This window comes from uncultured Anaerococcus sp., from assembly GCF_963512375.1.
In the GTDB taxonomy this organism is placed as follows: Bacteria; Bacillota; Clostridia; order Tissierellales; family Peptoniphilaceae; genus Anaerococcus.
This window is the reverse complement of the sequence record NZ_CAUPMI010000008.1, coordinates 1-25,362: the sequence shown is the minus strand read 5'-3', so window position 1 is coordinate 25,362 and position 25,362 is coordinate 1. Positions and strand designations below refer to the sequence as shown.

General features: G+C 36.4%; 19 protein-coding genes, 2 tRNA genes, 2 rRNA genes and 1 pseudogene. 1 reads left to right on the top strand and 23 read right to left on the bottom strand.

All coding sequences use genetic code 11. The annotated features are described in order from the left end of the window. Positions 1 to 51: 51 nt before the first annotated feature. Positions 52 to 2,106 carry a transcription antiterminator gene (locus tag RRB46_RS04830; protein ID WP_297688928.1) on the bottom strand — a complete coding sequence of 685 codons (2,055 nt, stop codon included), beginning with the start codon at positions 2,104 to 2,106 and terminating at the stop codon, positions 52 to 54. 329 nt (positions 2,107 to 2,435) lie between these two features. Between RRB46_RS04830 and RRB46_RS04825 the strand changes: the two are divergent. After that, positions 2,436 to 3,490: pseudogene (locus tag RRB46_RS04825) on the top strand (IS256 family transposase). Between the two features lie 65 nt (positions 3,491 to 3,555). Here RRB46_RS04825 and RRB46_RS04820 read toward each other — a convergent pair. The 22 genes from RRB46_RS04820 to RRB46_RS04715 form a co-directional block, all read right to left on the bottom strand. Continuing rightward, a complete protein-coding gene (locus RRB46_RS04820) occupies positions 3,556 to 4,095 on the bottom strand; it encodes a uracil-DNA glycosylase family protein (protein ID WP_297688927.1) in 540 nt (179 codons plus the stop codon). A gap of 27 nt (positions 4,096 to 4,122) precedes the next feature. Continuing rightward, on the bottom strand, positions 4,123 to 4,245 hold the full coding sequence (locus tag RRB46_RS04815; protein WP_297688925.1) for a hypothetical protein: 123 nt from the start codon (positions 4,243 to 4,245) through the stop codon (positions 4,123 to 4,125). Continuing rightward, positions 4,238 to 4,378, bottom strand: coding sequence for a hypothetical protein (locus RRB46_RS04810; protein WP_297688924.1), 141 nt, complete (start codon positions 4,376 to 4,378; stop codon positions 4,238 to 4,240). Before RRB46_RS04810 ends, RRB46_RS04815 begins: the two co-directional genes overlap by 8 nt. An 84-nt stretch (positions 4,379 to 4,462) precedes the next feature. After that, positions 4,463 to 5,446: a tagatose 1,6-diphosphate aldolase gene (locus tag RRB46_RS04805; protein WP_297688922.1), complete on the bottom strand. Its 984-nt coding sequence runs from the start codon at positions 5,444 to 5,446 to the stop codon at positions 4,463 to 4,465. Positions 5,447 to 5,449: 3 nt separating this feature from the next. Next, positions 5,450 to 6,376: a hexose kinase gene (locus tag RRB46_RS04800; protein WP_311537713.1), complete on the bottom strand. Its 927-nt coding sequence runs from the start codon at positions 6,374 to 6,376 to the stop codon at positions 5,450 to 5,452. A gap of 18 nt (positions 6,377 to 6,394) precedes the next feature. After that, on the bottom strand, positions 6,395 to 7,144 hold the full coding sequence (locus RRB46_RS04795) for a DeoR/GlpR family DNA-binding transcription regulator (RefSeq protein ID WP_311537712.1): 750 nt from the start codon (positions 7,142 to 7,144) through the stop codon (positions 6,395 to 6,397). 34 nt (positions 7,145 to 7,178) lie between these two features. Beyond that, entirely contained in the window at positions 7,179 to 8,582 is a 1,404-nt protein-coding gene (gene lacG, locus RRB46_RS04790) for a 6-phospho-beta-galactosidase (RefSeq protein WP_311537711.1), read from the bottom strand. Beyond that, positions 8,582 to 10,303, bottom strand: coding sequence for a lactose-specific PTS transporter subunit EIIC (locus RRB46_RS04785; RefSeq protein ID WP_311537710.1), 1,722 nt, complete (start codon positions 10,301 to 10,303; stop codon positions 8,582 to 8,584). Before RRB46_RS04785 ends, lacG begins: the two co-directional genes overlap by 1 nt. Before the next feature lie 12 nt (positions 10,304 to 10,315). Beyond that, complete coding sequence (locus tag RRB46_RS04780; protein WP_311537709.1) at positions 10,316 to 10,642, bottom strand: PTS lactose/cellobiose transporter subunit IIA; 327 nt, start codon at positions 10,640 to 10,642, stop codon at positions 10,316 to 10,318. Between the two features lie 15 nt (positions 10,643 to 10,657). Next, the gene (gene lacB, locus RRB46_RS04775) at positions 10,658 to 11,188 is read right to left on the bottom strand and encodes a galactose-6-phosphate isomerase subunit LacB (RefSeq protein ID WP_311537708.1); all 531 of its coding nucleotides are present in this window, start codon (positions 11,186 to 11,188) and stop codon (positions 10,658 to 10,660) included. Positions 11,189 to 11,199: 11 nt separating this feature from the next. Further along, positions 11,200 to 11,652 (bottom strand): RpiB/LacA/LacB family sugar-phosphate isomerase, encoded by a 453-nt coding sequence (locus RRB46_RS04770; protein WP_265238633.1) that lies wholly within the window; start codon positions 11,650 to 11,652, stop codon positions 11,200 to 11,202. A 480-nt stretch (positions 11,653 to 12,132) separates the two neighbouring features. Further along, the gene (locus RRB46_RS04765) at positions 12,133 to 13,047 is read right to left on the bottom strand and encodes a BadF/BadG/BcrA/BcrD ATPase family protein (protein WP_311537707.1); all 915 of its coding nucleotides are present in this window, start codon (positions 13,045 to 13,047) and stop codon (positions 12,133 to 12,135) included. A 536-nt stretch (positions 13,048 to 13,583) separates the two neighbouring features. After that, positions 13,584 to 13,659: transfer RNA gene (locus RRB46_RS04760), tRNA-Gln, on the bottom strand. 80 nt (positions 13,660 to 13,739) lie between these two features. Beyond that, positions 13,740 to 14,456, bottom strand: a complete 717-nt coding sequence (locus RRB46_RS04755) for a hypothetical protein (protein ID WP_311537706.1) — start codon at positions 14,454 to 14,456, stop codon at positions 13,740 to 13,742. Between the two features lie 102 nt (positions 14,457 to 14,558). Continuing rightward, a complete protein-coding gene (locus tag RRB46_RS04750) occupies positions 14,559 to 16,964 on the bottom strand; it encodes a DUF5633 domain-containing protein (protein ID WP_311537705.1) in 2,406 nt (801 codons plus the stop codon). Between the two features lie 10 nt (positions 16,965 to 16,974). After that, on the bottom strand, positions 16,975 to 17,769 hold the full coding sequence (locus tag RRB46_RS04745) for a metal ABC transporter permease (RefSeq protein ID WP_297688906.1): 795 nt from the start codon (positions 17,767 to 17,769) through the stop codon (positions 16,975 to 16,977). Between the two features lie 6 nt (positions 17,770 to 17,775). Then, positions 17,776 to 18,438 carry a metal ABC transporter ATP-binding protein gene (locus RRB46_RS04740; protein WP_297688904.1) on the bottom strand — a complete coding sequence of 221 codons (663 nt, stop codon included), beginning with the start codon at positions 18,436 to 18,438 and terminating at the stop codon, positions 17,776 to 17,778. Then, positions 18,431 to 19,372 carry a metal ABC transporter substrate-binding protein gene (locus tag RRB46_RS04735; RefSeq protein ID WP_297688903.1) on the bottom strand — a complete coding sequence of 314 codons (942 nt, stop codon included), beginning with the start codon at positions 19,370 to 19,372 and terminating at the stop codon, positions 18,431 to 18,433. Before RRB46_RS04735 ends, RRB46_RS04740 begins: the two co-directional genes overlap by 8 nt. Before the next feature lie 172 nt (positions 19,373 to 19,544). Next, entirely contained in the window at positions 19,545 to 20,078 is a 534-nt protein-coding gene (locus RRB46_RS04730; protein WP_311537704.1) for a hypothetical protein, read from the bottom strand. A 1,582-nt stretch (positions 20,079 to 21,660) separates the two neighbouring features. Next, positions 21,661 to 21,777: ribosomal RNA gene (gene rrf, locus RRB46_RS04725) — 5S ribosomal RNA — on the bottom strand. A 113-nt stretch (positions 21,778 to 21,890) separates the two neighbouring features. Continuing rightward, positions 21,891 to 24,998 (bottom strand): 23S ribosomal RNA (locus tag RRB46_RS04720). Between the two features lie 64 nt (positions 24,999 to 25,062). Further along, positions 25,063 to 25,138: transfer RNA gene (locus tag RRB46_RS04715), tRNA-Ala, on the bottom strand. Positions 25,139 to 25,362 lie beyond the last annotated feature (224 nt).

Here is a 25,362-nt window from a genome sequence, read left to right as displayed (position 1 = left end):
TACCTCCTTTCTTATTTTATTTATTACATTGTTTACTTAAATCCATTTTTACTAATTAAAAATTCTATTATATTTTATTATTTGATTCCTGACTTCTTCGCTTGTTCTAGCCAATTCTAAAGCTCTTTTAAATCCATCTATTTTTAATAAATTAATTAACTCAAACAAAGCCTTTAAGTGGTCTTTATTTTCATCCACTGCAAGAATGCAAACAAACTTAATCGGATCAAAAACCGGAGAACCAAAGTTAACAGGATTCCTTAATCTAGCTAAGGACATACTAGTCTTATTAACTTTAGAAGAAATTTTTCCATGCGGCAAAGCAAAATTTTCACTAACTACTACATATGGTCCAAATTCTTCTATATTTTCAATCATTTCACTTACATACTCTTCACTAATAAACTTTTTATCTAATAAAACTTCTGAAGCCATTTTTATCGATTCTTTCCAATCAGATACTTCAATATCCAACACGATATTATCCTCAACAAGAAAGTCTTCCAAACTATTACCTTCTTCTGAATTCATTTTTTCTAAAAATAAATCTTTCTTTTCGTTATTTTGTTTCTTTGATTTATTTTCAGTAAAATCTAAATCGTAATTTTTAATCATAGACCTAGATTTTTCATATATATAATCAGATATTTTCTTATAATCATATGCATTTATTAAAGGAGATACTTTTATATACTCTTTATTAATGTTGTATAGATCAACCGTTGTGATTATGATATCAATATCATCTAAATCCATATTTCTTAATTGATGGCTTGTTGTGCTTCCTACTATTTTAAACTTAAACAATTCTTCCAATTTATGATTTAATAACTGACTAGTACCTATACCTGAATTGCATACAACTATTGATTTCAACCTTCTGCATGCTCTATCAATCATTCTTTCGAGTGATGCGTAAACGTATATAACAATATATGATATCTCAATATCGTATATTTCTCTGTTAAAGTAACTAGATAATACTTCGGAATGCTTTTTAATTTTTTTAAATAAATCTTTATTCTCTTTAGCAATTAGTTTAAGTTCGGGATAGTTAACGATATCTTCTATTTTATATAGTTTCATTCTTTCTATATGTAGTGAAAGACTTTCAAATAATTTGTAGTCTAAGAATAAAGGAATTGATAATTCTCGTGATAATGAATCAATTAATTCTCTAGTTATAAAATTTATACTGATTGAATCATCATCATTTGCACCTACTAATCTGAACTGGAGGTTTGATATTAGTTTAGAAAGATATATACATTCATCTATATCGTAATGATGTTCAAAATGTTCAATCAGCTGTTTGTATAAGCTATATGCTATATTTTTATCTAAATTATCTGATATGAAGTCAGATTCATCTATACTTTCATGATCGTAATCGGTACTTAATGATAAGACCAATAAATAGTTTGATAAGATTTCAAAAGACTTTTCAGAGAATATAACACTATTCCTATATTCAGATTCTCCAATAATATTAAATATAGTTTTTTTATTTTCTTCGATTTTAAAAGCTATATTTTCATTTAAATTATTTACAGAGTTTATGAACATATTTATCAAATAACAATTGTCATAAACAAAATCTATTAGAGCTTCTCTTTTATTCCTGTGTGACCCGTCAATAAACAATCCTTTTCCTGGCTTTGTAACTAGTGACATGTTCTTTTTCTTGATAAAAGTTACTAAGCCATCAATATCGGAAGTTACAGTGGATCGAGATGCAAACATAATGTCGGCCAATTCTTTTTTGGTTACATACTCTTTTGATATAAGCAAAATTAGGGTCTCTACATTTAGCCTTTCAGTTTTGTTGAGAGTGTAGTCGTAAAAGTTTAATCCAGATAAAAAGCTTTTAACCGATTTCTTATCTTCTAACTTTGTTTCACTATCTCTAACATTAATGCTAATGCCAGAATACTTTAGAAGATAATTATTTATTATCTTTACATCTTCATTTATAGTTCTAAGACTTACTTTAAATATTTTTTTCAAATGCTCTAAAGGTACAAAATCATTCTCATTTAATAAAATACATAAAATTTCATATCTTCTCTTATTTATATTAACCCTCCTTTCAATTAAATAGTACAATATAAATAGATTTACAACAAGTCCAAATGTTTTCCTAAGTGTGAAAAGAAATGTACCATCCTAATAATTAGCAGCCTTTATAAATTCTTAATTCTATAGGATAAATTTTCCTACATACATAGTTTTGAAAATATATATAATATTTAGGAAATAATACAAATGCTTTTAGTCGATAATTATACATGATAATTTATATTTATAGAAAGATAGTCTTATATAAAAAGGAGCAAAGTTTTGATAGAGTCCGTATAATTGTGTAAAAATAAAAGGTCATTTGAAACCTAAACTAGTACAATGTTTTTAACCCCAAAAATAACTAGGAGGGACAAATGACCCGATTGCATTTTACATTAAACATAGAAGATATTCAAAATTTAATCAATGCTAAATTTAAAAATGATATGGCAAGAACTATTCTAATCAAAATATTTAACGAGCTTATGGAAAAAGAAAGAGATGAATACTTAGAAAATACATCCTATCAAAGAAATGAAAAAGCACTACTTGCAACAACGCTAGAAATGTATGTACAGGGAGTACAAGTAAGAAAAGTATCCAAGGTAATAGAAAATATGTGTAGTAAAACATATTCTAAATCCTTTGTATCATCACTAACTAAATAGCTTGACGAATAAGTAAAGCTATTGAGAAATAGTGATCTAAGTACGATAAAATATCCCTATATAATTGTAGATGTAGCATACATAAAAGTAAGGGAAAACAATCGAGTAGTATCAAAAGCATGTCATATTGCAATAGGAATAACTGAAAAAGGAAATAGAGAAATCATAGGCTTAGACCTAAGTGCTAGCGAAAGTGAATACTCATGGTCAAACTTCTTTGAATATTTAAAAGCTAGAGGACTAGCTGGAATTAAAATGATAATATCAGATGCCCACAAAGGCCTAGCAAAAGCAATAAAAGAAACATTCGTAATTGTAATATGGCAAAGATGTCAGGTTCATTCTCTAAGAAATATCCTATCGAAATTACCAAAGAAAAACACTGAAGAATTTAGAACTGATGTCAAGACACTTTTTAAAATACAAGATATAGACTTAGCAAGAAAAATGAAAGATGAAATATTCTTAAAATATGAAAATGAAAAGAAATTTTACAACTCTTTAAATACCTTAGATGAAGGATTTGAAGATGCCTTTGCATATTTAGCTAATGATGTAATCCATAGCAGACTTAGATCAACAAATTGCTCAGAAAGATTAAACCAAGAAGTTAGAAGACGTGAAAAAGTAGTTAGGACATTTCCTGACGAAGATTCAGCGATTAGATTAATAACTAGCCCGTCGGCTTTAGGAGACCAATCCTCATTGATATCAATGAGGATTGGATCACATCTTCTAAATTGTATATTAGAATGAAATAGTAAATATTATACTAGTAAAATTTACACAATATTATGGACTTGACATATCTCTCGAATAATTTCTTTTATTTTGGCAAAACTTCCTCTTTAAAAAATGGATTTTTTGCCATCCACCTATTATTTAGTGGGCTTGGATGAACTAGGGGAAAATATTTTGGTAAATAGGCCTTATAGTTTCTTACTGTTTCTGTGAAATTTTTCTTAAATTTTTTTCCAAGATAGTATTTTTGGGCATAGGACCCTATAAGGATTGTCAGCCTTACATTATCTAATTGACTTAAAACTAGAGGATGGTATTCCTCTGCTATGAATTTCCTAGGTGGCTTATCGTCTGATTTTGCCTTGCCTGGATAATAAAAATCCATCGGTATTATTGAATAATCTTTGCTATGAAGGTCTTCCATGCTTATGCCTAGCCAATCTACTAGGTTTTCTCCGCTCTTATCTGCAAATAAAATCCCGCTTTCCTCGACCTTTTTGCCTGGTGCTTGGCCTATTATTAGGAATTTTGAATCCTTATTTAATTGAAAAATGGAACCCATGCCTCTTTCTGTATATGCTTTATTTCTAGGATCTTTTCTTAGTTTTTCGATTATTTCTTCCATAATATTTCCTTAAATTTAAACTATTTATTAAAGCTTATCTATTTTCTCATTAATTGCTTTTAACAATCTCTTGACCCTCACTATGCCTACTATGAGCATAGCTCCCCAAGCTAGAGATAATATTCCGTATAATATTTTAGTCCTATTCATTTTTATCTCCTAGTTTTCCTTCTAATTTACTGTTAATTTTTACCAGGGCAAAGTAGATTATATTGACTGGGACTGCTAGTAAAAACAGGGCTTTGGATAGGTCTCTTAGGATATCTTCTAGGCTATTTAGCATTTCTTTCTCCTTTTTATCTTTTTATAAGAATACCCAAAATTTGCATAAAATAAAAGCTCCGACTTAATCAGAGCTTCTAATATTTTATTCTTCGATTTTTTCAAATACGCTGTGAGCTGTTTCTTTTAGTACTTGATTTAGGGTTTGGATGTTTTCTTTTCCTTTTGTTTCTAACCATTCTTTGGCTTCTTTTTCCTCTTTACCAAAGATTGCTACTGAGTCTTTCCATGTAGCTCTACCACATAGGACTCCGTTGAAGTTTGATCCTGCTTCTTTGGCTAGTCTTAGGGTTTCTTGGAAAAGTTCTGCTGTGATTCCGCCTGATAGGAAGATGAATGGTAGGTCTGTTGATTCAGCTTGGTCTTTGAAGTGTTTGATGGCTTCTTCTCTGCTGTATACGGCTTCTTCCTTGCCTAGACCTTCTACAAAGTTCATGTTTGTTGGAGTTTCTACCTTTAATACGTCTACCTTGTATCTTGGGTCTGAGAATTCTTTCATGGCGCTATTTACCTTGTGTGGTCTTACCTTTGCATATTCAGCACCTTTTTCTGAATCCATATTTCTATCATAGGTGATTATTTCTAAGAAGTGTGGTAGGCCTAGACCTTCACATTCGTAACCAACCCTTTCTACCCAAGCTTTTTTGATGTCGTTTGTCTTTTCTTCGTCATCACAATCGTAGTATAGGAGGGTTTTTATTGCATTTGCTCCCATTTCTTTAGCTCTTAATACGCTCATGAAGTCTATTAATCTTGGAAGTCTGCCCTCATCGTATTCATCATAGCCTGTTTGCTCGTAGGATAGGATGAGTCCTGCATTTGCATCCTTGGCCTTGATTCCCTTTTGGCCATAGATTGGGTCTAGAAGGATTGATGATGCAAAAGGTGTAAGCTCTTTTGATACTAATTCCTTATAGGCACCTATTCCTTCTACGTTGTTTAGACTAGGGTTTGCTGCTTCCATCATTTTTTCCATTGATCCTCTTTGGTCAATGGCTAGGGCTGCGATAGCTCCATCTTCATTTAATAATTTTTTTAGATTCGCTAATTTTTCTTGTGAAATTTTCATTTCTTATATTTCCTCCACTTTGATTTGCTCGTAATATTCGTCGAATTTTTCTATTTCTATGTGGGCTATTTCTTCTGTTAAGACATTTAAAAGGCCGCATGTCATCGATGTTTTGATGACTTCTTCTGGGCTTTTATCCTTGTCTATGGCATAAATTGCCCCTGCAAGGGATGAGTCCCCACTTCCTACTGGATTTATGGCAGTAACTTCTGGCACACTTGCCTTAAATATCTTATCTCCTGCCTTTACGACTGCCCCATCCTTTCCTAAGGATACTATGACATAGTCAATATCTGCAAGAGGAGCTTTTTTAAGAGCTTCTTTGATATTATCCTTGGTAATTTCCTCACCAAGTAAATCTGCCACTTCTGTTTCATTTGGCTTTATTAGGTCTGGCTTGATTTTTGCATTTACTAAATCTTTTAGAGTTTGTCCTGATGTATCTACTGCCACAAAAATCCCCTTGTTCTTTGCATAGGCAATTATCTCTTCATAAAAGCTTGAATCAAGTCCTTTTGGAAGGGATCCTGACATGGAAATCACCTTGCAGCCTGCACTTATTTCATCAAGCTTTTTTATAAATTCTTCCCTTTCAGCCTGGCTTATAGTTGGGCCTGCTTCAAGGATTTCCGCTTGCTTGCCTTCGTGAAGGATGGCTAGGCAATTTCTTGTTGGCTCCTTGATTTTTACGAATCTAGCCTCATGGCCTCTTTCCTTTAGGCCCTCTTCGATAAATTCTCCAAGCTTACCGCCTACAAAGCCAGAATGAACAACTTCATCTCCTAATTCACCTAGAACATAGCCTACGTGGATTCCCTTGCCACCAGCATGCTTTATTACCCTATCAGTCCTTGTCACACCATCTATATTAAATGTTTCTAACTGGTAGGACATGTCCACAGAAGGGTTTGCTGTGATTGTTAAAATCATCTATTCTCCTTTATGGAATTACTTTATTATCTCTGTATATTTCTCAATTTCTAGGACCTGTTTTGGACTTATTTCATGATCTGTAATAAATTTTGCATCTTCAATATTATAAAAATGATACAAGTCCTCATAGCCAAGCTTAGAGGAATCTGCCACAAGGAAGCTTTCAAAGGAATTGTCAAGAATCATCTTTTGCAAAATTCCTTCTTCTGGGCTATAGGTATAGGCCTTGCCCTTATTTATCCCATTTACACCTATAAAGGCCTGGTTAAACCTCATCTTTGTGACAAGTTCAAGACTAAGGGCGCCCACAAAAGCACCCGTAACCTTCCTAAATTCTCCTCCAATTAGCTTAATATTAATATTGTCAAGAAAGACTAATTTATTAAAAAGATAAAGGGAGTTGGTAAAAACATTTAGCTTCTTATCGCCCAAAAATTCGCTCACATATTCTATAGTTGAGCCTGCACCTAGGAAAATATTCTGATCTTCCATCAAAAGGTCGCTAATTTTCCTGGCAATCTCTATCTTAAGGTCTTTGTTCTTAAGAAGTTTCTCCTCATTAGAAAATCCCCTAGGACGAGCCTTTTCAATCTTGCTAGCTCCCCCATGAATCCTCACAAGAAGCTTTTTATCCTCAAGCTCCTTAAGATCACGCCTAATAGTCATATCTGTAACATCCAAAAGGTCAGTCATCTGAGAAACCTGGATAATATCATTTTCATTTAACTTATCTAGAATTATCTTTTGTCTTTCTTCTTTTAACATTCGCTTTTCCATTCTAGAAGCTTATGTCAAGAGATTACTTAAGCTCCTTTGTTTCTGCTAGATCCTTATACCAATAGGCTGATTTCTTTGGATATCTTTCTTGGCTGTCAAAGTCTACATAGAATAGACCATATCTCTTTTCATAGCCATTTGACCATGAAAATACATCCATAAGTGACCATAAGAAATATCCCTTGACAATCGCACCATCATCTATGGCATCGCAAATTGCTTCAAAGTGCTTTTTGATATAGTCAATCCTAGCATCGTCATATACTGTATTATCTACAAATTCGTCCTTGTAGCCTAGACCATTTTCTGTGATATAAATCTTTTTGTAATTTGGATAATATCTTTTTACCCTCATTATTTGATCATAAAGACCCTTTGGATATATCATCCAGTCCCAATCTGTTCTTGGTACATCTACATCAAACCTTCTTTGGCCGACTCCCTTGATTTGATAAACAGAGCCGCCCTTATCACCCTTACCATTGTGAGTAATTTGAGTTTCTCCATCAAAGTGAGCCATCCAATCGCTCATGTAATAGTTGATGCCCAAAAAATCGTTTAGGTCTTTGGCTTTTGTTAATATTTTAATATCTTCATCCCTAATGTCAAGGCTTCCACCATTTACATCTAGTATATGGTTAACCCCTTCCATTGTCTCTTTAGAATAATCACCTAAATAAGTTGCATCTAGGATGAATTTGTTGTGGATAATATCTTCTAGCTCTGCCGCCCTTACATCCCTTTCATCTGTTGGGTCGAAAGGATACTTGGTTGGTAGGGCGTGAACTATACCTATTTCCCCATCATAGCCCTTTTCCTTATAGGCAAGTATAGCTTTTGCATGGGCTAACATCATATTGTGATGAGATTGGAAAACTTTAGCAAGGTCATATTTAATCCCTGGTGGGAATTTGCCTACTAGATATTGTCCATCTCCTATTGGCCCTATCTCGTTGAAGGTTGTCCAGTAATTTACTTCCTTAAATTCTTCAAAGCAGAATTTGGCATAATCTACAAAGTGGTCGATATTTTCTCTATTTAGGAAGTCCCCCTTTGAATGAAGGGCTTCTGGAGTATCAAAGTGGTGAAGGGTTACGAAAGGCTCAACCCCTCTTTTATGGCATTCTGCAAAAACTCTATGGTAGAAGTCAACGCCTTTTTGGTTGACTTCCCCATAGCCTTGCGGAAATATTCTAGACCAAGCTATAGAAATTCTTATTCCATTTACCCCAAATTCCTCTGCAAGTTTGAGGTCTACTGGATATTTGTGATAAAAATCACTGGCTGGTTCTGCTGTATACCAGTAGTTTTCTTCTAGGTATTTATCCCAAGCTACTGGTCCCTTGCCATCAGTTTTGGTTGCTCCTTCACATTGGTAGGCCGCTGTAGCTCCTCCAAATATAAAGTCATTAGGTAATTTTCTCATTATCTCATACTTTCTTTTACAAAATCAAGTGAAGCCTTGCCGTCTCTAGAAAGTCCGATGTATTGAGCTCCTTGAGTCTTGACAAGCTTGATTCCTAGTGGGTCTGTTTCTTTTTTCATATCTTCATAGTTTGAAGCAACTTGTGGAGCTAAAACTACTAGGTCAAAGTCTTTTAGAATATCCCTGTGAGCTCCGTAGGAATCTGCTACAGCTGATATATTTTCTCCGTACTCTTCTGCCGCTTCATTTAAGGCGTTTGCTAATAGTCCGCTTGTACCGCCGCCTGCACATAAAACAAGGACGTTAATTTCTTGGGCATTAGCTTTTGACTTAGCAGTTGCTCTTTGTGTTTTTTCTTCTTTTATGTTTTCTTCTAAGATTTTGTCAGCTTTTTCTGTGTTGAAATTAGCCCTTACTTTCTCTTGTAATTCGCTAGATCCATCAGCCTTGCCTGATTTTTCTTCTTCTAGGATTTGCTCGTCATATACCCTAAAGAATGGGTAATAGATAATTGTGTCTACTATAAGTAGGACAAAGATTAGGATGATTGCCTTAACTTGGAAGTTAAGTCCTAAAAGCATGCCAAGAGGTGCTGGTGTTGTCCAAGGTAGGTTAGCTGTAAAGCTGTTCATGCCAAGTGTGTCAACAAAGAACTTAAAGATCCATACGTTAACAATTGGAGCTAGGATAAATGGTACAAAGAAAATTGGGTTTAATACTAATGGAGCACCAAATAGGATTGGCTCATTTACACCAAAGAAGGTTGGCACTACTGACACTCTTCCTACTACCTTATTTCTCTTTGATTTTGCTAAAAGCATAAACATAAATGGTACTACAAGGGTTGCACCTGTACCACCTAGGGTTACGATAAACATCTGTGTACCAGCTGTGATTACCTTATCTGCGTGTTGACCTGCTTGCATTAAGCTTAGGTTTAAGTCTGCATTTGAATATAAAATAGCTGCTATAGCTGGTTCTACAATTGATGGACCGTGGATACCTATAAACCAGAAGAAGGCATAGGCACCAAAAATTAAGGTTAGACCAAGATATCCATCTGCTGCTTGGAAAAGTGGAGCAAGTCCTAAACTTATTGACTCAGCAACGCTGTTTCCTGTGAAATTTCTTACAAGGATATCTACTATATATAAGATTACAACTGCTAGAGAAAATGGTATTAAATCTGTAAATACCCTAGAAATATTTGGAGGTACTTCCTTTGGCATTTTGATTGTCACATCATTTCTCATACATACCTTGTATATGTTAACTGTTGTGAAGGCTGCTATAAAGGCTGTAATAAGGCCCTTAGTTCCCATAAATCCGCTTAGGAATCCACCTTCTTCAGCAGGGTCTGCTGAAAGAATCAAAAATCCAATCATAGCCGCAAGCATAGTAGACATGAAGTTGATTTGTTTTCTCTTATCCATAGTCCTATTTACCATGTCTGTAAAAGACTTGGCTGTTGTACCTGCTACTAAAAATCCTAAGATTCCCATTGAGTAATTGTATGGTTTCATAAGCATTTCTACAGTCTTATCTGACCAAACTATACCAAAAGCATTTGGTACGAAGGCTATAAGGATGAAGATAGATGAAAATAGTACCACTGGCATACCAGCTATAAAGCCATCCCTAATTGATCTTAGATAAATATTTCTTGATAATTTTTCAAAGAAAGGTTTAAACTTTTCTATTCTTTCTACTAATTTATTCATTTTTTACCTCTTTTATTTTTTATAAATTTCACAAATATCGTAAACAATATCCTTAAGAAGCATAGTAGTCATTAGGTGATCTTGAGCGTGAATCATGATAAATCCAATCTCAAGTTCCTTACCTTGTGCATCTAGGGCAAGCATTTCTGTTTGCTTAGCGTGGGCAATATTTAGGTTTTCTTGAGCATCTCTCACAAGACCGTCAATTTTTTCAAATTCACCTTTTTTAGCACATTTAATTGCTTCAAGTAGTGAGCTTCTCGCATCTCCAGCATAGGCAACTATTTCAAAGCCTATCATACCAATATCTTGCCTACTTAAGTTTTTTTCGCTTGTCATTTTTTATCCCCCTAATTAATCGTGATATTCGCCTCTGTCCCATTTTTCTATGAATTCTGTAAAGAACCCATCGTTTGCTACTTGTTTTTCCTTATCTTCTTTGTAATTTTCTTCGATAGCCATGATTTTTTCGATTATTTTTTCTCTTTCTGGACTTGCTTCATATTCTGTATTTAAGAATCCATCTACTATTTCTAAAGCTAGGTCCTTGCCGACTATCATTCCGCCAAAGCCTATTACGTTGGCATTTAGTTCTCTTTTTGCGGCTCTTGCTGTTTCTACATCTCTTACTAGGGCACATCTGGTGCCGAATGCCTTGTTTACTGCAGTTGTGATGCCTACTCCTGTTCCACAAAGGACGACTCCTAGGTCGCATTTACCACTTCCTACTAGTTCTCCGACCTTTTTGCCGTAGATTGGGTAGTGGGTTCTGGTGTTGTCGTAGCAGCCAACATCATAAACCTCGTGGCCTAAACTTTTGAGATGATCTGATACTTGCATCTTTAAGCTTGTTACTATATGATCGCATCCTAATGCTATTTTCATTTTAGACCTCCTTAAAGCATTTTGTTTAACATGTCTATTCTTATTTGATGACGACCTCCGTCATAGCCGTGTGATAAGAATGATCTTAAACATGATTTTGCTAGTTCTTCGCCTACTATGGCTGATCCCATGACTAGGATTCTTGCTCCGTTGTGTCTTTTTGTCATTAGGGCTGATCTTTCTTCACTTACTTCTGCTGCTATCATTCCCTTATGCTTTGAACAAGCCATGTAGGAGCCTGCCCCATACTTGTCGATCACCACTCCTACCGATTGGTCATCTGAGCCTGATGTAAGCATCCCATCTACTTCTAGGAGTTTCTTACATACTGCCTCTGAGCTATCTACTAGGTCGAACCCTTCTTGAGTTAGGTCTTCATAGTCATAGCCCAGTCTCTTTACTTCTTCGACTAAAGCATCCTTTAGCCCTTTTCCATCCATATCGGATGCTAGAAATACCTTCATACTACCTCCTTTTTATATTTCCGCATGATAATCTAAAATGATTTCAATGTCAGTTTCAAATTTGATGAGTTTGAAATTTTTGTTTGATAGTGTTTTCTTTTTTTTGTTTTTGTTCGATTTCAGTATACAGGAAATTGATTTCTTTGTCAAGCGTTTTCTTAAAATTTTTTAATATTTTTTATTTTAGCTTTTGCCTATAATTAGAGGCTTGCATAAAAATATGTATAATTATCTTCTATGTTTATTTTTTAATCCGGTATTATTTTAGAAAAATCTCTTAGGCCTTGATATTAACTAAGACTAGGAGTTTACTTATAATTCCTATCTTTTAGTTACTTTTAAATTTTATTAGGTTTTATGTTTGTTTTTATTTTTATTATTTTAATATCGATAAAATATACCATATAAATCTCTTCTTAAACAAATAAAAAGACTCTTTCTATAATTTTTAAATTACAAAAAAAGTCTTAACTTATTTTTTTATTTATTTTCTTCCCAATACTTCTTAGATAATATTAATGCCCCCTTGGTCGGATCTGCGTATGGTGCTACTAATTTAATATTTTCATCTAGGTATTTTTCTATAGAATCTGTCAATACATTTCCAAGATTAAAGACTCCTCCAGAGTATGATGCTAATATTCCCCCATCAAAACTGAGCTTTTCACCTAGGGTGTTAATTGTAAGGGCAGCTTCATAGGCTATCTTATCTAATAGTTCTAGAGCACACTTATCATCATTTTCTATTAGTTTTGAAAATATCTTACCAATTCCTGCTAGCTCATCTCTTGTCATGCCATCTGTTAAAGGGATTATTTCAAAATCATCATCTATATTTAATTCTTTTTTTATTTCATCATAGAGTAGGCTTTTGGGGATTCTACCGTCACTTTGTTTGGTAAAATAATTGACTAATCTCTTCCCGATATAGTAACCACTTGACTCATCTCCTATGAGTGGGCCCCAACCGCCACATCTCATGCTTTCTCCCTTGTCATCTAGACCAAAACCTATTGATCCTGTACCTAAGATTAGGTTGATGCCTGGTTTGGCATTTAGGGATCCTGCCCATGCATTTAGACAGTCGTTACCTACCTTAAAATTATCCGATCCTAGAAGTTCTCTTAAGCTTTCGTCTATGAAGGCCTCATCATCAGGATATTGGCCATAGCCTGGAACAGATACAAAGGTGTAGGCTATATCTTCTTTGCTTATGTTAGCTTCTTTGGTCAATATATCAAGAGCATTTTTAATTCTTTTCTTAAATTCATCTCTAGATACCTGACTTAAATGGATGGTTCCTTCCTTGTGGTAAAACTCATTCCCATCCCTCTCTAGGATAAATGCTGTCTTTGTTCCTCCGCCATCTACTCCCAAAAATGCTTTTTTAGTCATTTTATCTCCTCTTCGTTTATTTATGTTTGTTTTTGTTTGCTTATAGTGTATTTTAAGAAAACGATTTTGTCAAGTGCGGCGCTTTATTATTTTTTTGAACCAGATAAAATTAATCTATAAAAGTATACAATTAAAAAAAGACTTCTCTAAAAAGAGAAATCTAAGTGGCTGGAATGACAGGACTCGAACCTGTGCTCTCCAGAGTCAGAAGTCCTCTACGAGACGTACGGGCTTCTCGCTTCGCTCGACCATTCCATGGAGGGTCCTCCTTGAGCCGGACGGGCTTGTCTTGTGCCTTACCAACTTGGCTACGATAAAAGCCCCTTTATAGATTTGTCCTGACGAATCGAAGATGAGTCATGGAAAATCTTATGCAGAGCTATAGACTTATCCCAGTGAGCTATAGCGAACTGAGGAAAGTCTTATGCGATGCTATTTGGGGCGCTCTCGGCCGCTAAGGCAAAACTTATCCCGAGAATTAGGTGCGGGAGCACCGATAAGCTTCGAAGAAGCGAATTCTCGTTTCCATTAAATTTTGGCTGGAATAGTAGGACTCGAACCTACGCTCTCCAGAGTCAGAATCTGGTGCCTTACCAACTTGGCTATATTCCAAAAATAAAATAACATTTATTACTATTATAAATTACCTCTTTCAAAGATTTTGTCAACGGCAAATTTCAGTAAATACAGGTCTACTTTTGCTTGCCAGTAATACAAAGATTCATCTCGTATCCCGCCCTTATGGCGGTATTGATGGACTTGGTGTGGGAAAATTGTGTTGCGGTGATTGGGCTTATACTTGGATTTTCTTGTCTAATTATCAAGGATAGGCTCCTTAAGATAGATGCAGCTAGGCCCTGGTATTTAGGTTCTTTAGAAAATTTCTCTAGACCTATATCCCAAAGGTATTTGCCAGAAACTGAGGCTCCAGCAAGGGCTATGAGATTTTTGCCATCATAAAAACTGAGGCCTATCCTATCATCCTCATCAAAAGCAAAGGCCATTTTGGTTTTGCCTTTGAAATTTTCTATATCATTTCTCTCTATCCTTGTAAATGCAAAGTCTTTTACCAAGATCTTCCTGTCAGAAAAGCTCATCAAGGGGAAGAAGTTGTCAATTTCTATACCAAATTCTCCTAAAATTTTATCTAAAATCCTAATATTAGCTATTTCGGCAAACCAAGCTCCTGGATATTCTTTGAAATTTTTCTTTAATTTGTTTATTAATTCGTGATTGTCTGATCTCATAAAGACCTTTCCTCCTGTGCAAAGCGCAGAAAAAGGAGCCTTGTTATAGAAAAGAAAACTTTCATCTTCCTTATTTACCGTAAAAATATTATTTTTATCCTTAAAATCATCAGAACTTATTGAAAAATCATTCATTATTTGCTTCTTAAAATTTATATCCATGAGATTCCCTTTCAAATTTATTATCATGACTATACTGTTTATTATGAATTCTTGCTAAAGCAAAAAGCACCTAAGCTCTTGGGCCTAAGTGCTTTTTTACTTTTAGCTTACTATTAAATTATAGAACCATCTGCCATTTGGACCTTGGAAAAGATCATAAGAGTCTTTTGCGAAGTCGCTTTCTAAGGCTTTTTTAGCTGCCTTTTCTGCTTCTTCTCTACTTTCATAACCATCTTGGGCTTTTTCTAAGTTTTCCTTTTTCTCCTCTGGATCAATCTCTTTCTTTTCTACTTGAGGCTTGGTTTCCTTTTCTTCTTTATTTTCAGGAGTCTTGTCAGATTCTTTTTCTTCTTCAGAAGGTTTTTCTTCTTTTTTCATTTCTGGAAGCTTACCTTTTTTATATACTAACTTGCCATCTTTTTCTTCAAAATCACTGATATGGAAGGTTAAATCGCTTGATCCATAGATGTAGAAGTTTAATTCTATGTTGCTTACATCTGCATCTGGATATTGTTTTTTGAGCATTTGAATTATCTTATCTCTTAGGATTTCTGATTTTTCGTCGTCATAGTCTTTGCCTATTTCTACGTCTGGATTTTCCATCTTGTATTTTAGGGTTGCTACTATGTCTTTGGCTGTGAAATCTCCTAGTTCTCCGGCTTTTTCCATCTTTACTAGGTCTTTTATACTTAGATAATGATAGTGGTCTCCGTGAAGCCAATAGAATACTTCTCCGCCCTTATATGTGCCGCCTGGACCATAAGCTGGTTTACCATCTGTTATTTTTCCAAAGCTTTTCATTTCGTTGAATCTTTTGTCAAATATTTTTTCTATTCCTTCAACTTTTTTTCCTTCTATGCTATCATAGCTAAAAAGGTCACCCTTGTTTACTTCTACGTGTGAATAGTCTTTTGACTCATCTATATATTCTACGTTTGGATAGTGGCTCTTTGGATTTTCTGCTACCACTCCTACTTCCTGATCGCCCTTGTAGAGGTGCCAATGGTCGCCATGGTCTATTATTTTTGTGATACCTTCAGGCCAGGTGATTTTATCTTTGTCTTTATCTTTGTTCTTGTCTTTATTTTTTTCTTTGTTCTTATCTTCTTTATTTTTATCATTATCTGTGTGGCTTCCTTCATATTGTCCGAAGTTTGCCTTTGGATAGATATTTTGAGGATTTTCGTAGGTTATACCTTCCCTACCTTCTGAGTCATAAATATGGTAGTGATCCTCATGTTTTAAGATTTTAACTATATCGTAACGATTGACCTTATCTTTGCCAAGAATATTGACGATTTTTAATTTTTCTATTCTCGCTTTTCTTTCTTCTTCTGAATCTATCTTTGGATCTTTGCTTTTATTTTCCTTTTCTTTTTCACCCTGCTTTTGGTCTATTTCTTTTTCCTGGCTTTGACCTTTATTTTCGCCTTGTTTTTCAACTTTTGATGTAGATTGACTTTCGCTATTGTCTTTGCCTTTATTTTCTTTTTCATTGCCATGGCTGCCTACATATGTTCCTATAGGCACATCTGGGTAAAGACTTGATGGGTCGCTATAGCTTATATATTCTCCTCCATCTGCTGTATAGATATGGTAGTGATCGCCGTGTTTTAGGATTTTTACTACATTGTGCTTTTTCTTATTTTCTTCTACTTTTACGAGCTTATCAGCTCCTACTAGTTTGTCAGAGTTTTCTTTTGTATCTTCTATGCCGGCTGATTTTTTCTTCGCTTGTCTTTCTTTTTCTTCTTTAAGGATTTTACCTATCATTTCTTTTCTATCGCCATGGCTACCCTCATAGATGCCGTAAGATGCGTTTGGATAGAGACTTCTTGGGTCTTCGTAGGTCACAAATTCGTTGCCCTTTGATGTGTAGATATGATAATGGTCGCCGTGTTTTAGGATTTTTATTACTCTTTCATCATCTTTTTCTAGTTTTTCTTTTACTTTTTTATTTTCAGCTACTTTTTCTGCCTTGGTCTTATTGGATTTTTGTGAGCCGTGGCTGCCTACATAGGTTCCTATTTTTATGTTTGGAAATAGGGATGATGGGTCTTCGTAGGTTAGGTATTCTGTCCCATCTGCTAAGTAGACGTGGTAGTGGTCTCCGTGTTTTTTGATTGCTACTACGTTTTTATTTTTTAGCTGGCCCTTGCCTACTACGCTTACCATTTCAAAGTTGCTAGTATTTTGCATCTGGCTTGGGTCGGTGTAGGTTATCTTTTCCCTACCATCTTTGGTGAAAACATGCCAGTGGTCTCCGTGTTTTACGACCTTTACTATGTCTTCTTTTTTGATTTCAGCATCTACTAGGACTTCTGTTGTCTTATCCTTTTTGATGGTTGATTTCTTGGCCACGTATTTTGATTTTTGACTTGTCTTTACTGGCTGTTTTACAAGTGTTTTTGCTTCTTTGTTATTATTAAATAGGGAGCAGGCGCTAAGGCTTGTCGCAAATAGGCAAGCAAGTAGGACTGCCCTTCCTAGTTTTTTCTTATTTTTCATTGTTTCTCCTTTATTTTTTCTTTATAAAAAGACTTATTATTAGCCATACTACAGATATCAATACTATGACAGAGCCTGGTTTTAAATCTAGATAATAGGATATTATTAGTCCTGAAAATACAAAAATTATTGAAAATCCTATTGATAATAATAAGGTCGCCTTATAGGTCTTAGTATATTGCATTGCACAAATGCTTGGTATAACTAGGATTGATGATACTATCAAGGACCCTATTGTCTTAGCTGAAATTGATACTGCTATGGCTGTTAAAAAGGTTATAAATATATTTATTAGTCTGACATTAATACCCATAATCCTAGCCGCTTGAGGGTCAAAAATCGTAAGATAAAGGCTTTTGTACAAGCTTATATAGGCTAATAGAACAAATATTGCCACACCTATTACCAAATAAAATTCCTGGTCTGAGATAGTTACTATAGACCCAAATAGGTAGGAAGAGATAGCGTTGGTATTTTTGACCATTGATGAAAATATTCCTGCTAGGCCAATTGATGCCGCAAGGATAATTACCGTGGATATTTCCTGGTAGGCCTTTAATTTATTTCTAATAAGCTCTATGGATAGGCCCGCCACAAGACAGGAAATAATTGCCGCAAGGATTGGACTAAAGCCAAAGGCAAGGCCAATGGTTAGACCTGCAAGGGATGAGTGGGATAGGGTATCCCCAATCATAGACAATCTCTTAAGTAGGACCAATTGGCCCATGCAAGGTAAAATCAGGGCCAAGAGTCCACCAACAATAAAGGCCCTTTGCATAAATTCATATTCTAATATATCTGGCATACTTCCTCACAAACTAAGCTCATCTTTGCTTATTCTCGCTATTTTCCCCTTCTTAATCCTAAGGGCATAATCTACATAGGCCCCTGCCATATCTAGCTGGTGGGTGATTATCAAAATTGTCTTATCACTTTCCTTAAGGCCTATGAGATCCTTAAAAAATTCATTAGCAAAGTCTTCATCAATGCCTGTTGTAGGCTCGTCTAAAAGGATTAGGCTTGCATCCTTTATAAGGGCAAGGCTTATGGCAAATCTTTGAATTTGGCCACCTGATAAGTCGCTTAGAGCCTTTTTTCTATGGTCCCAAAGACCTAACTTTTCCATCAAATCTTTAGGCTTAATATTCTTTTTTAGGTAGGAAATGTGGATTTTGATGGCTTCTTCAATTGTTGTTGGGAAATTTCTATAGGAAGCAACGGCATTTTGAGAAATATAAGCTAGGTCCCTGTAGTGATTATCCTTTCTTATATCATCAGAAAATATTTCTATATGGCCTTCTTTAGCCTTTAACTCCCCTAAGATTAGCTTGAGGAGAGTCGATTTTCCAACACCATTTGCCCCAACAAGGGCTAAGAAATCTCCCTCTTTGACTTCAAAATTGATATCGTCAAGAATTAGGTCCTTGTCATAGGCAAAGCTAAGATCCTTTACCCTTAAAATTGTCTTATTCATTGAAAGATTCTACCAAGGCCTTAAGATTTTCTTCCATAAGACCCACATAGCCCTTTCCTACCATATCATCGTCAAGATTTTCCATGGTGTAGAGGGTAGATGTCTTTGTGCCCGTATTTTTTGCTAATGTTTCAGCAACCTTAGGAGTAGCCTTGCCCTCAAAAAAGATTGTCTTGATATTTTTCTCCTTCACAAAGTCAGCAATGGTCTTAAGGTCCTTGGCTGATGGCTCTTCTTCTGGAGAAATACCAGTGACAGCCACTTGTTTAAGGCCATAATCATCAGCCAGATAATTGAAAGCCGCATGGGAAACCACAAAATATTTATCTTGAGATTTAACCTTTGATAGCTCATCTTCAAACTTCTTATCAAGGTCATCAAACTTGGCAAGGGCCTTATCAAGATTCTCCTTATAATAGGCTTCATTATCAGGATCCATTGCTGATAACTTCCTATAAATATTATCCACCATGACCTTGGCATTTTTTATAGAAAGCCAGGTGTGAGGATTGATAGAAGTCATATCAGATCCTTCCTTAGATGAATCAAGCAAGTTAAGGCCTGCAGAAAGGTCCAAAAACTTGTCATCATCCTTAAAATTTCCCTTCAAATCATCAATAAAAGATTCCATTCCGGCACCATTATAAGCAATAAGATCAGCCCCATCAAGGTTCTTCATAGCTTGGCTAGTAAGCTCAAAAGAATGAGGCTCCTCATTAGTCTGAATAATAGTTTTTACTTCAAACTTATCCCCTGCAATCATCTTTACAAACTCAGCCACAGGGAAGAAGCTAGCATAAATAGTCTTTTTTCCTTCAGCACTTTTCTCTTCAGTAGCTGTATTTTCAATATTTTTCTCTTCCTTGCCACAAGAAGTCATACAAACTAGGGCAAGGAGAAATATAACAAATAAATTTTTAAAATTCTTTTTCATATATCCTCCTATATGCAAGTGGTTTGCGATAATTATTATCATACACCTAGTGCAAATCATTTGCAATAGTCTTTTAAATTTTTTTTAATTAGAAATATAAAAAGAAAAACGCCAACAAGCTCTTATTCAAACAGCTTAGTTGACGTCATGAAAAATAAGTTTATCAAATTTTCTAATCAGCTTCCAATTCTAGGACTCCATCTAACACAGATTCCTTACCCACATACTCAATCCTAGTTGTAAGCTTATCCTTAGCCTTGCTAGCTTTAAAAGAGTCGTCAGTTTCCTTAATAAGATAGGCTCCTTCCTCTAGATTTTTAATCTTAATCACATCCTTGACCTTTTCCTTATTTTTTGCAAAGATTTCATCACTAATTTCATCATATTCCTTTCCATCTAAATTTAATTTAGACTTTTCAGAATATTTAGCTTCCTTGCCCATTTTTTTGTTTAGCTCTTCTATTGTCATTTTATCAGAATCTTTAGCTAAACGCATAGTATCCCAAGGCCCCATATTCTTATCATCCATCCTCCAATAGGCAAGCTGCCTCTTGCTAGCAGTTTTTCCTAGCTGACTTTTATCTAAAATAAGATCAAGCTCGTATCCATTAGCTTGGCTAAAAGAATACTTACCTAAGAAAATCACACCAGCTATTGCAAGTATACCGATTAGTAAAAAGTGATATTTGTTAATAGTTTTCTTCATAAAACCTCCTACTCATCTATTCTAACACAAGCGGTATAAATTTTTGATAAATAAACCGCCTCAATCAAGCTAAGAAGATTAATAAAAAAGCATTTCTTTTTTCCCTCAAGTCAATCTTAAAAAACTATAAATCCAAACGAAATAAAATTAAACCATTAAAATACCCATAGATGTCCTGGAGAAAATTAAGAAAAATGGACACAAAAAAATCGACCTTGAAATTTCTTTACACTCCAAAGTCGATTATTTTACTCCTCCAGTACAGGATTCTGATTTAGGTTCAATCACTCTTTATCATCCTTCCTATAATTCTTGATTTAACGAAATTTATTTGTACCATGTCTTCTAATATTTACCAACAAACAACAATTCGATTTACACTTTTTATCTAATCCTATCTATATAAAATAGAAAAATGTCAGATGGCTCTACTTTTACACTTATCTTCCACCACTTTTTCTATGAAATCTTACTCAACATACTCTTCTTTACTCATATATCACTACTGTAAGGGCACATATATAAAACTTCTCTACTAGTAAGTCTCAGATCAAAATATTATAAATCATCATATTCAATTTTCTTAAACTACCTGTACCGGAGGAGCCAGGATAGTTTATCTATCTTGTTATTAATAATATACCCCGGCTTTTTATTTCTAAACATAAATTTCAAAAATTTTATTGAGAAAAATTGGCTTTGTGAAAATATAAAGCTAAAAAACTAATGTTTTATGATAAAAAAGACCTATTATCGTAGATCTTTGTTAGTTTGGTAAATTCCTATCCTTCATAAAGGTCGTCAGCCTCTACTATCATAATTTGATGATTGTTTAATATGATTTATTTTTATTTTTATATAACAAAAAAAGACTCATTTCTGAGTTTCCTCCAGGAGCCGGACGGGGTCTCTAAAAGGCGACGGCCTAGATTTCTCGCTTCGCTCGACCATTCTGCCTCTGCACCAGGCCTACTTCCCATTTCTTTCAGAAATGGAGTTAGGGCTTCACATGGAGGGTCCTCTTCTACGCATCAAGCCTACCAACCATTTGCTTCACAAATGGGGTTAGGCATAGACACGAGCCGGACGGGCTTGTCTCCATGAGCCGAACGGGCTTGCTTTTTGTTTGGCGACTTCCTACTCTGGTAAATATGCCTTGATTTGGCATTTTTACCCCGAAAAATAGTGCGGTAGCACGGAGAGCTTCTTTAGAAGCGATTTTCGTACACCCAGTTGCCCAGGCTCTACTATCATAGTTTGAGGATTGTTATATTTTTAATTACATTATATTTTATGCATAAAAAAAGACTCATATTTGAGCCTTACTTTTGTTTGGCAACTTTCTTTCTATAATCCAGTTGCTCAGTCTCTACTATCATAGTTTGAGACTTGTTGTAACTTAATTTCTATTTATTTTTTATGTACAAAAAAGACTCGTATTGCTACGAGCCTATCTTTGTTTGGCGACTTCCTATCTTTAATCCAGTTGGACAGTCTCTACTATCATAGTTTGAGGATTGTTTAATATAATTTCTTTTTATTTTTATGTAACAAAAAAAGACTCATTTCTGAGTCTATCTTTGTTTGGCGACTTCCTACTCTACCACCCAGTTGCCCAGGCAGTACCATCGGCGTTATGAGGCTTAACTTCTGTGTTCGGTATGGGAACAGGTGTATCTCTCATGCAATCATCACCATATTTTTTTGAACCTTTAAACTTTTTAAACAAGCTTTGTTTTCTCGCTTCGCTGCGACCATTTCATGGAGAGTCCTCCACGAGCCGGACAGGCTTGTTCATAGCAAACAATATTTCCAGTCAAGATATAAAGTATTAGTATCCATTAGCTTAATACATTACTGCACTTACACCTTGGACCTATCAAACGTATTTTCTTTACGTACTCTGAGAAATCTTATCTTGAGGTCTGTTTCGTACTTAGATGCTTTCAGTACTTATCGATTCCATACGTAGCTACCCAGCTATGCTCCTGGCGGAACAACTGGTAGACCATTGGTATGTCCATCCCGGTCCTCTCGTACTAGGGACAGATCCTCTCAAATTTCTTACGCCCACGCTGGATAGGGACCGAACTGTCTCACGACGTTCTGAACCCAGCTCGCGTGCCTCTTTAATGGGCGAACAGCCCAACCCTTGGGACCTACTTCAGCCCCAGGATGAGACGAGCCGACATCGAGGTGCCAAACCTCCCCGTCGATGTGGACTCTTGGGGGAGATAAGCCTGTTATCCCCGGGGTAGCTTTTATCCGTTGAGCGATGGCCCTTCCATGCGGTACCACCGGATCACTAAGTCCGTATTTCTACTCTGCGCAACTTGTAGGTTTTGCAGTTAAGCTCGCTTATGCCTTTGTACTCTACGAATGGTTTCCGTCCATTCTGAGCGAACCTTTGAACGCCTCCGTTACTTTTTAGGAGGCGACCGCCCCAGTCAAACTGCCCAACTGACAATGTCCGATACCCTGATTCAAGGGTTATCGTTAGAACTTTAATATTAGAAGGTTGGTATCCCAAGGGTGACTCCTCACACACTGGCGTGCATGGTTCTTAGTCTCCCAACTATCCTGTACATCTAATCTCAAAGTCCAATATCAGCCTACAGTAAAGCTCCACGGGGTCTTTCCGTCCTAGCGTGGGTAAGTCGCATCTTCACGACTACTACAATTTCACCGGATCCTTTGTTGAGACAGTGCCCAAATCGTTACACCTTTCGTGCGGGTCGGAACTTACCCGACAAGGAATTTCGCTACCTTAGGACCGTTATAGTTACGGCCGCCGTTTACTGGGGCTTAAGTTCGAGCCTTCGCTTGCGCTAAGCCTTCGCCTTAACCTTCCAGCACCGGGCAGGTGTCAGCTCCTATACTTCATCTTACGATTTTGCAGAAACTTGTGTTTTTGGTAAACAGTCGCTTGGGCCTGGTTTCTGTGGCCTGATCGCTCAGGCTCCCCTTCTCCCGAAGTTACGGGGACATTTTGCCGAGTTCCTTAACAAAGGTTCTTCCGCGCGTCTTGGTATTCTCTACCTCCCTACCTGTGTCGGTTTCGGGTACGGGCGCTTTGGTCTGGATAGTGACTTTTCTTGGCAATTTGAAATCGGCTACTTCTCTACTCATGTTTTCGATACCCATCACAGCCTGATTTTAACAATGTGCGGATTTGCCTACACATTAATCTCACTGCTTGGACTGACTTCCATCTGTCAGCTTAGCTTATCCTCTTGCGTCATCACTTCTCTCTTAACGACTTTAAGCGGTACAGGAATCTAAACCTGTTGTCCATCGCCTACGCCTTTCGGCCTTGGCTTAGGTCCCGACTTACCCTGAGGGGACGAGCCTTGCTCAGGAATCCTTAGGGTTTCGACGGGAGAGATTCTCACTCTCCTTCTCGCTACTCATGCCAGCATTCTCACTTGTATTAAGTCCACCTTTGCTTTCGCTTCTGCTTCTTCCCTAATACAACGCTCCTCTACCACTGATAGAGGTATTAAGTATGCTTGTAAGATAGATTTTACTTGACGTTTAATATTTACAGTTACCAGTTAATTTTTATTGTAGTTTGACTTACGCTTAGGTTTTTTGACCTACCGTTTATCCTTTTTAGGATTTTGGGTGATTTTTGAATCTTTTCTGATTTTTCTTAGTGAGCGTATGTTAGTTTTGATTTTCTACTCTTTTGTTAACTCTGTTATCTTTTAATATTTCCTTTCAAGTTATATACCTTACTTGTATACTTAATTCCTCTATCAATCCGAAGCTTCGGTACTGGATTTGAGCCCCGTTCATTTTCGGCGCAACCCCACTTGACCAGTGAGCTATTACGCATTCTTTAAATGCATGGCTGCTTCTAAGCCAACGTCCTGGTTGTCTTAGTAGGATCACATCCTTTTCCACTTAATCCAGATTTTGGGACCTTAGCTGTCGGTCTGGGCTGTTTCCCTTTCGACTTAGAAGCTTATCCCTCTAAGTCTGACTCCTTGACTTGATTTTTTGGCATTCGGAGTTTGATAGGTTTTGGTACGGTAAACCGCCCTAGACCATTCAGTGCTCTACCTCCTTAAATCTTTCGTCAAAGGCTAGCCCTAAAGCTATTTCGAGGAGAACCAGCTATATCCGAGTTCGTTTGGCTTTTCACCCCTAACCACAACTCATCCGATACGTTTTAAACCGTACCCGGTTCGAGCCTCCAGTGAATTTTACTTCACCTTCACTCTGGTCATGGATAGATCACCCGGTTTCGGGTCTATTCTAATCTACTTTTCGCCCTATTCAGACTCGCTTTCGCTTCGACTTCTGATCTTAAATCATTAATCTTGCAGCTTAGAATAACTCGCTGGCCCATTCTACAAAAGGTACGACATCAGGCTGTTGCCCTCTGTCTGCTTGTAGGCGCTAGGTTTCAGGTTCTATTTCACTCCCCTTTCGGGGTTCTTTTCACCTTTCCCTCACGGTACTTGTTCACTATCGGTCACATGTTAGTATTTAGCCTTAGGGGATGGGCCCCCTGTCTTCACAACGGATTCCTCGTGTCCGGTGCTACTTTCCCTCTGTCCATATTTAACTGTCGCGTACAAGACTGTCACTTTCTTTGGTTCATCTTCCCAAATGATTCTGCTAATTAAATATGATCCTTAATGAGTTAGGCTCTTTTCTTTTCGCTCGCCGCTACTAGGAAAATCGAGTTTTCTTTCTTTTCCTCCTGTTACTTAGATGTTTCAGTTCACAGGGTCTTGCTTCATTAAGCTATGTATTCACTTAATGATGACTGTGTCTTCCACAGCCGGGTTTCCCCATTCGGAGACCTAGGGGTCAGTGCTTTTTGTGAGCTTACCCTAGTTTTCGTTCACTTACGTCCTTCTTCGCCTTCATGTGCCAAGGCATCCACCTTGCGCCCTTTCTTTCTTGACTGGAAATATTGTTTGCTATTTAGTTTTTATGGTTCTTTTTTTGCAAATTCGCTTGCGAATTTGCATGGTGGAGATAAAGAGATTCGAACTCTTGACCCCCTGCGTGCAAGGCAGGTGCTCTCCCAGCTGAGCTATATCCCCATATTTTATTTGGCTTTGAACCAAATTGTATATCAATGGTTTTTGTTTTCTCTGTGCCCTACTCATTGGTGAATTTCACTTAGCTGATAGCGTCCTAGCTTACGATTGCTTCGCAATCTGTTCGCTAGGATGAAAAATAGCTTCGCTATTTTCCACCCACGAGCGGGGCTTCCTTAGAAAGGAGGTGATCCAGCCGCACCTTCCGATACGGCTACCTTGTTACG

Coding starts and splice junctions, on each gene's coding strand:
- lacB (WP_311537708.1), bottom strand. CDS start 11,188: ATGAAAATAGCATTAGGATGCGATCATATAGTAACAAGCTTAAAGATG.
- lacG (WP_311537711.1), bottom strand. CDS start 8,582: ATGAGAAAATTACCTAATGACTTTATATTTGGAGGAGCTACAGCGGCC.
- RRB46_RS04735 (WP_297688903.1), bottom strand. CDS start 19,372: ATGAAAAAGAATTTTAAAAATTTATTTGTTATATTTCTCCTTGCCCTA.
- RRB46_RS04820 (WP_297688927.1), bottom strand. CDS start 4,095: ATGGAAGAAATAATCGAAAAACTAAGAAAAGATCCTAGAAATAAAGCA.
- RRB46_RS04800 (WP_311537713.1), bottom strand. CDS start 6,376: ATGATTTTAACAATCACAGCAAACCCTTCTGTGGACATGTCCTACCAG.
- RRB46_RS04795 (WP_311537712.1), bottom strand. CDS start 7,144: ATGTTAAAAGAAGAAAGACAAAAGATAATTCTAGATAAGTTAAATGAA.
- RRB46_RS04815 (WP_297688925.1), bottom strand. CDS start 4,245: ATGAATAGGACTAAAATATTATACGGAATATTATCTCTAGCTTGGGGA.
- RRB46_RS04805 (WP_297688922.1), bottom strand. CDS start 5,446: ATGAAAATTTCACAAGAAAAATTAGCGAATCTAAAAAAATTATTAAAT.
- RRB46_RS04740 (WP_297688904.1), bottom strand. CDS start 18,438: ATGAATAAGACAATTTTAAGGGTAAAGGATCTTAGCTTTGCCTATGAC.
- RRB46_RS04770 (WP_265238633.1), bottom strand. CDS start 11,652: ATGAAGGTATTTCTAGCATCCGATATGGATGGAAAAGGGCTAAAGGAT.
- RRB46_RS04730 (WP_311537704.1), bottom strand. CDS start 20,078: ATGAAGAAAACTATTAACAAATATCACTTTTTACTAATCGGTATACTT.
- RRB46_RS04810 (WP_297688924.1), bottom strand. CDS start 4,378: ATGCTAAATAGCCTAGAAGATATCCTAAGAGACCTATCCAAAGCCCTG.
- RRB46_RS04785 (WP_311537710.1), bottom strand. CDS start 10,303: ATGAATAAATTAGTAGAAAGAATAGAAAAGTTTAAACCTTTCTTTGAA.
- RRB46_RS04750 (WP_311537705.1), bottom strand. CDS start 16,964: ATGAAAAATAAGAAAAAACTAGGAAGGGCAGTCCTACTTGCTTGCCTA.
- RRB46_RS04745 (WP_297688906.1), bottom strand. CDS start 17,769: ATGCCAGATATATTAGAATATGAATTTATGCAAAGGGCCTTTATTGTT.
- RRB46_RS04765 (WP_311537707.1), bottom strand. CDS start 13,047: ATGACTAAAAAAGCATTTTTGGGAGTAGATGGCGGAGGAACAAAGACA.
- RRB46_RS04780 (WP_311537709.1), bottom strand. CDS start 10,642: ATGACAAGCGAAAAAAACTTAAGTAGGCAAGATATTGGTATGATAGGC.
- RRB46_RS04755 (WP_311537706.1), bottom strand. CDS start 14,456: ATGGATATAAATTTTAAGAAGCAAATAATGAATGATTTTTCAATAAGT.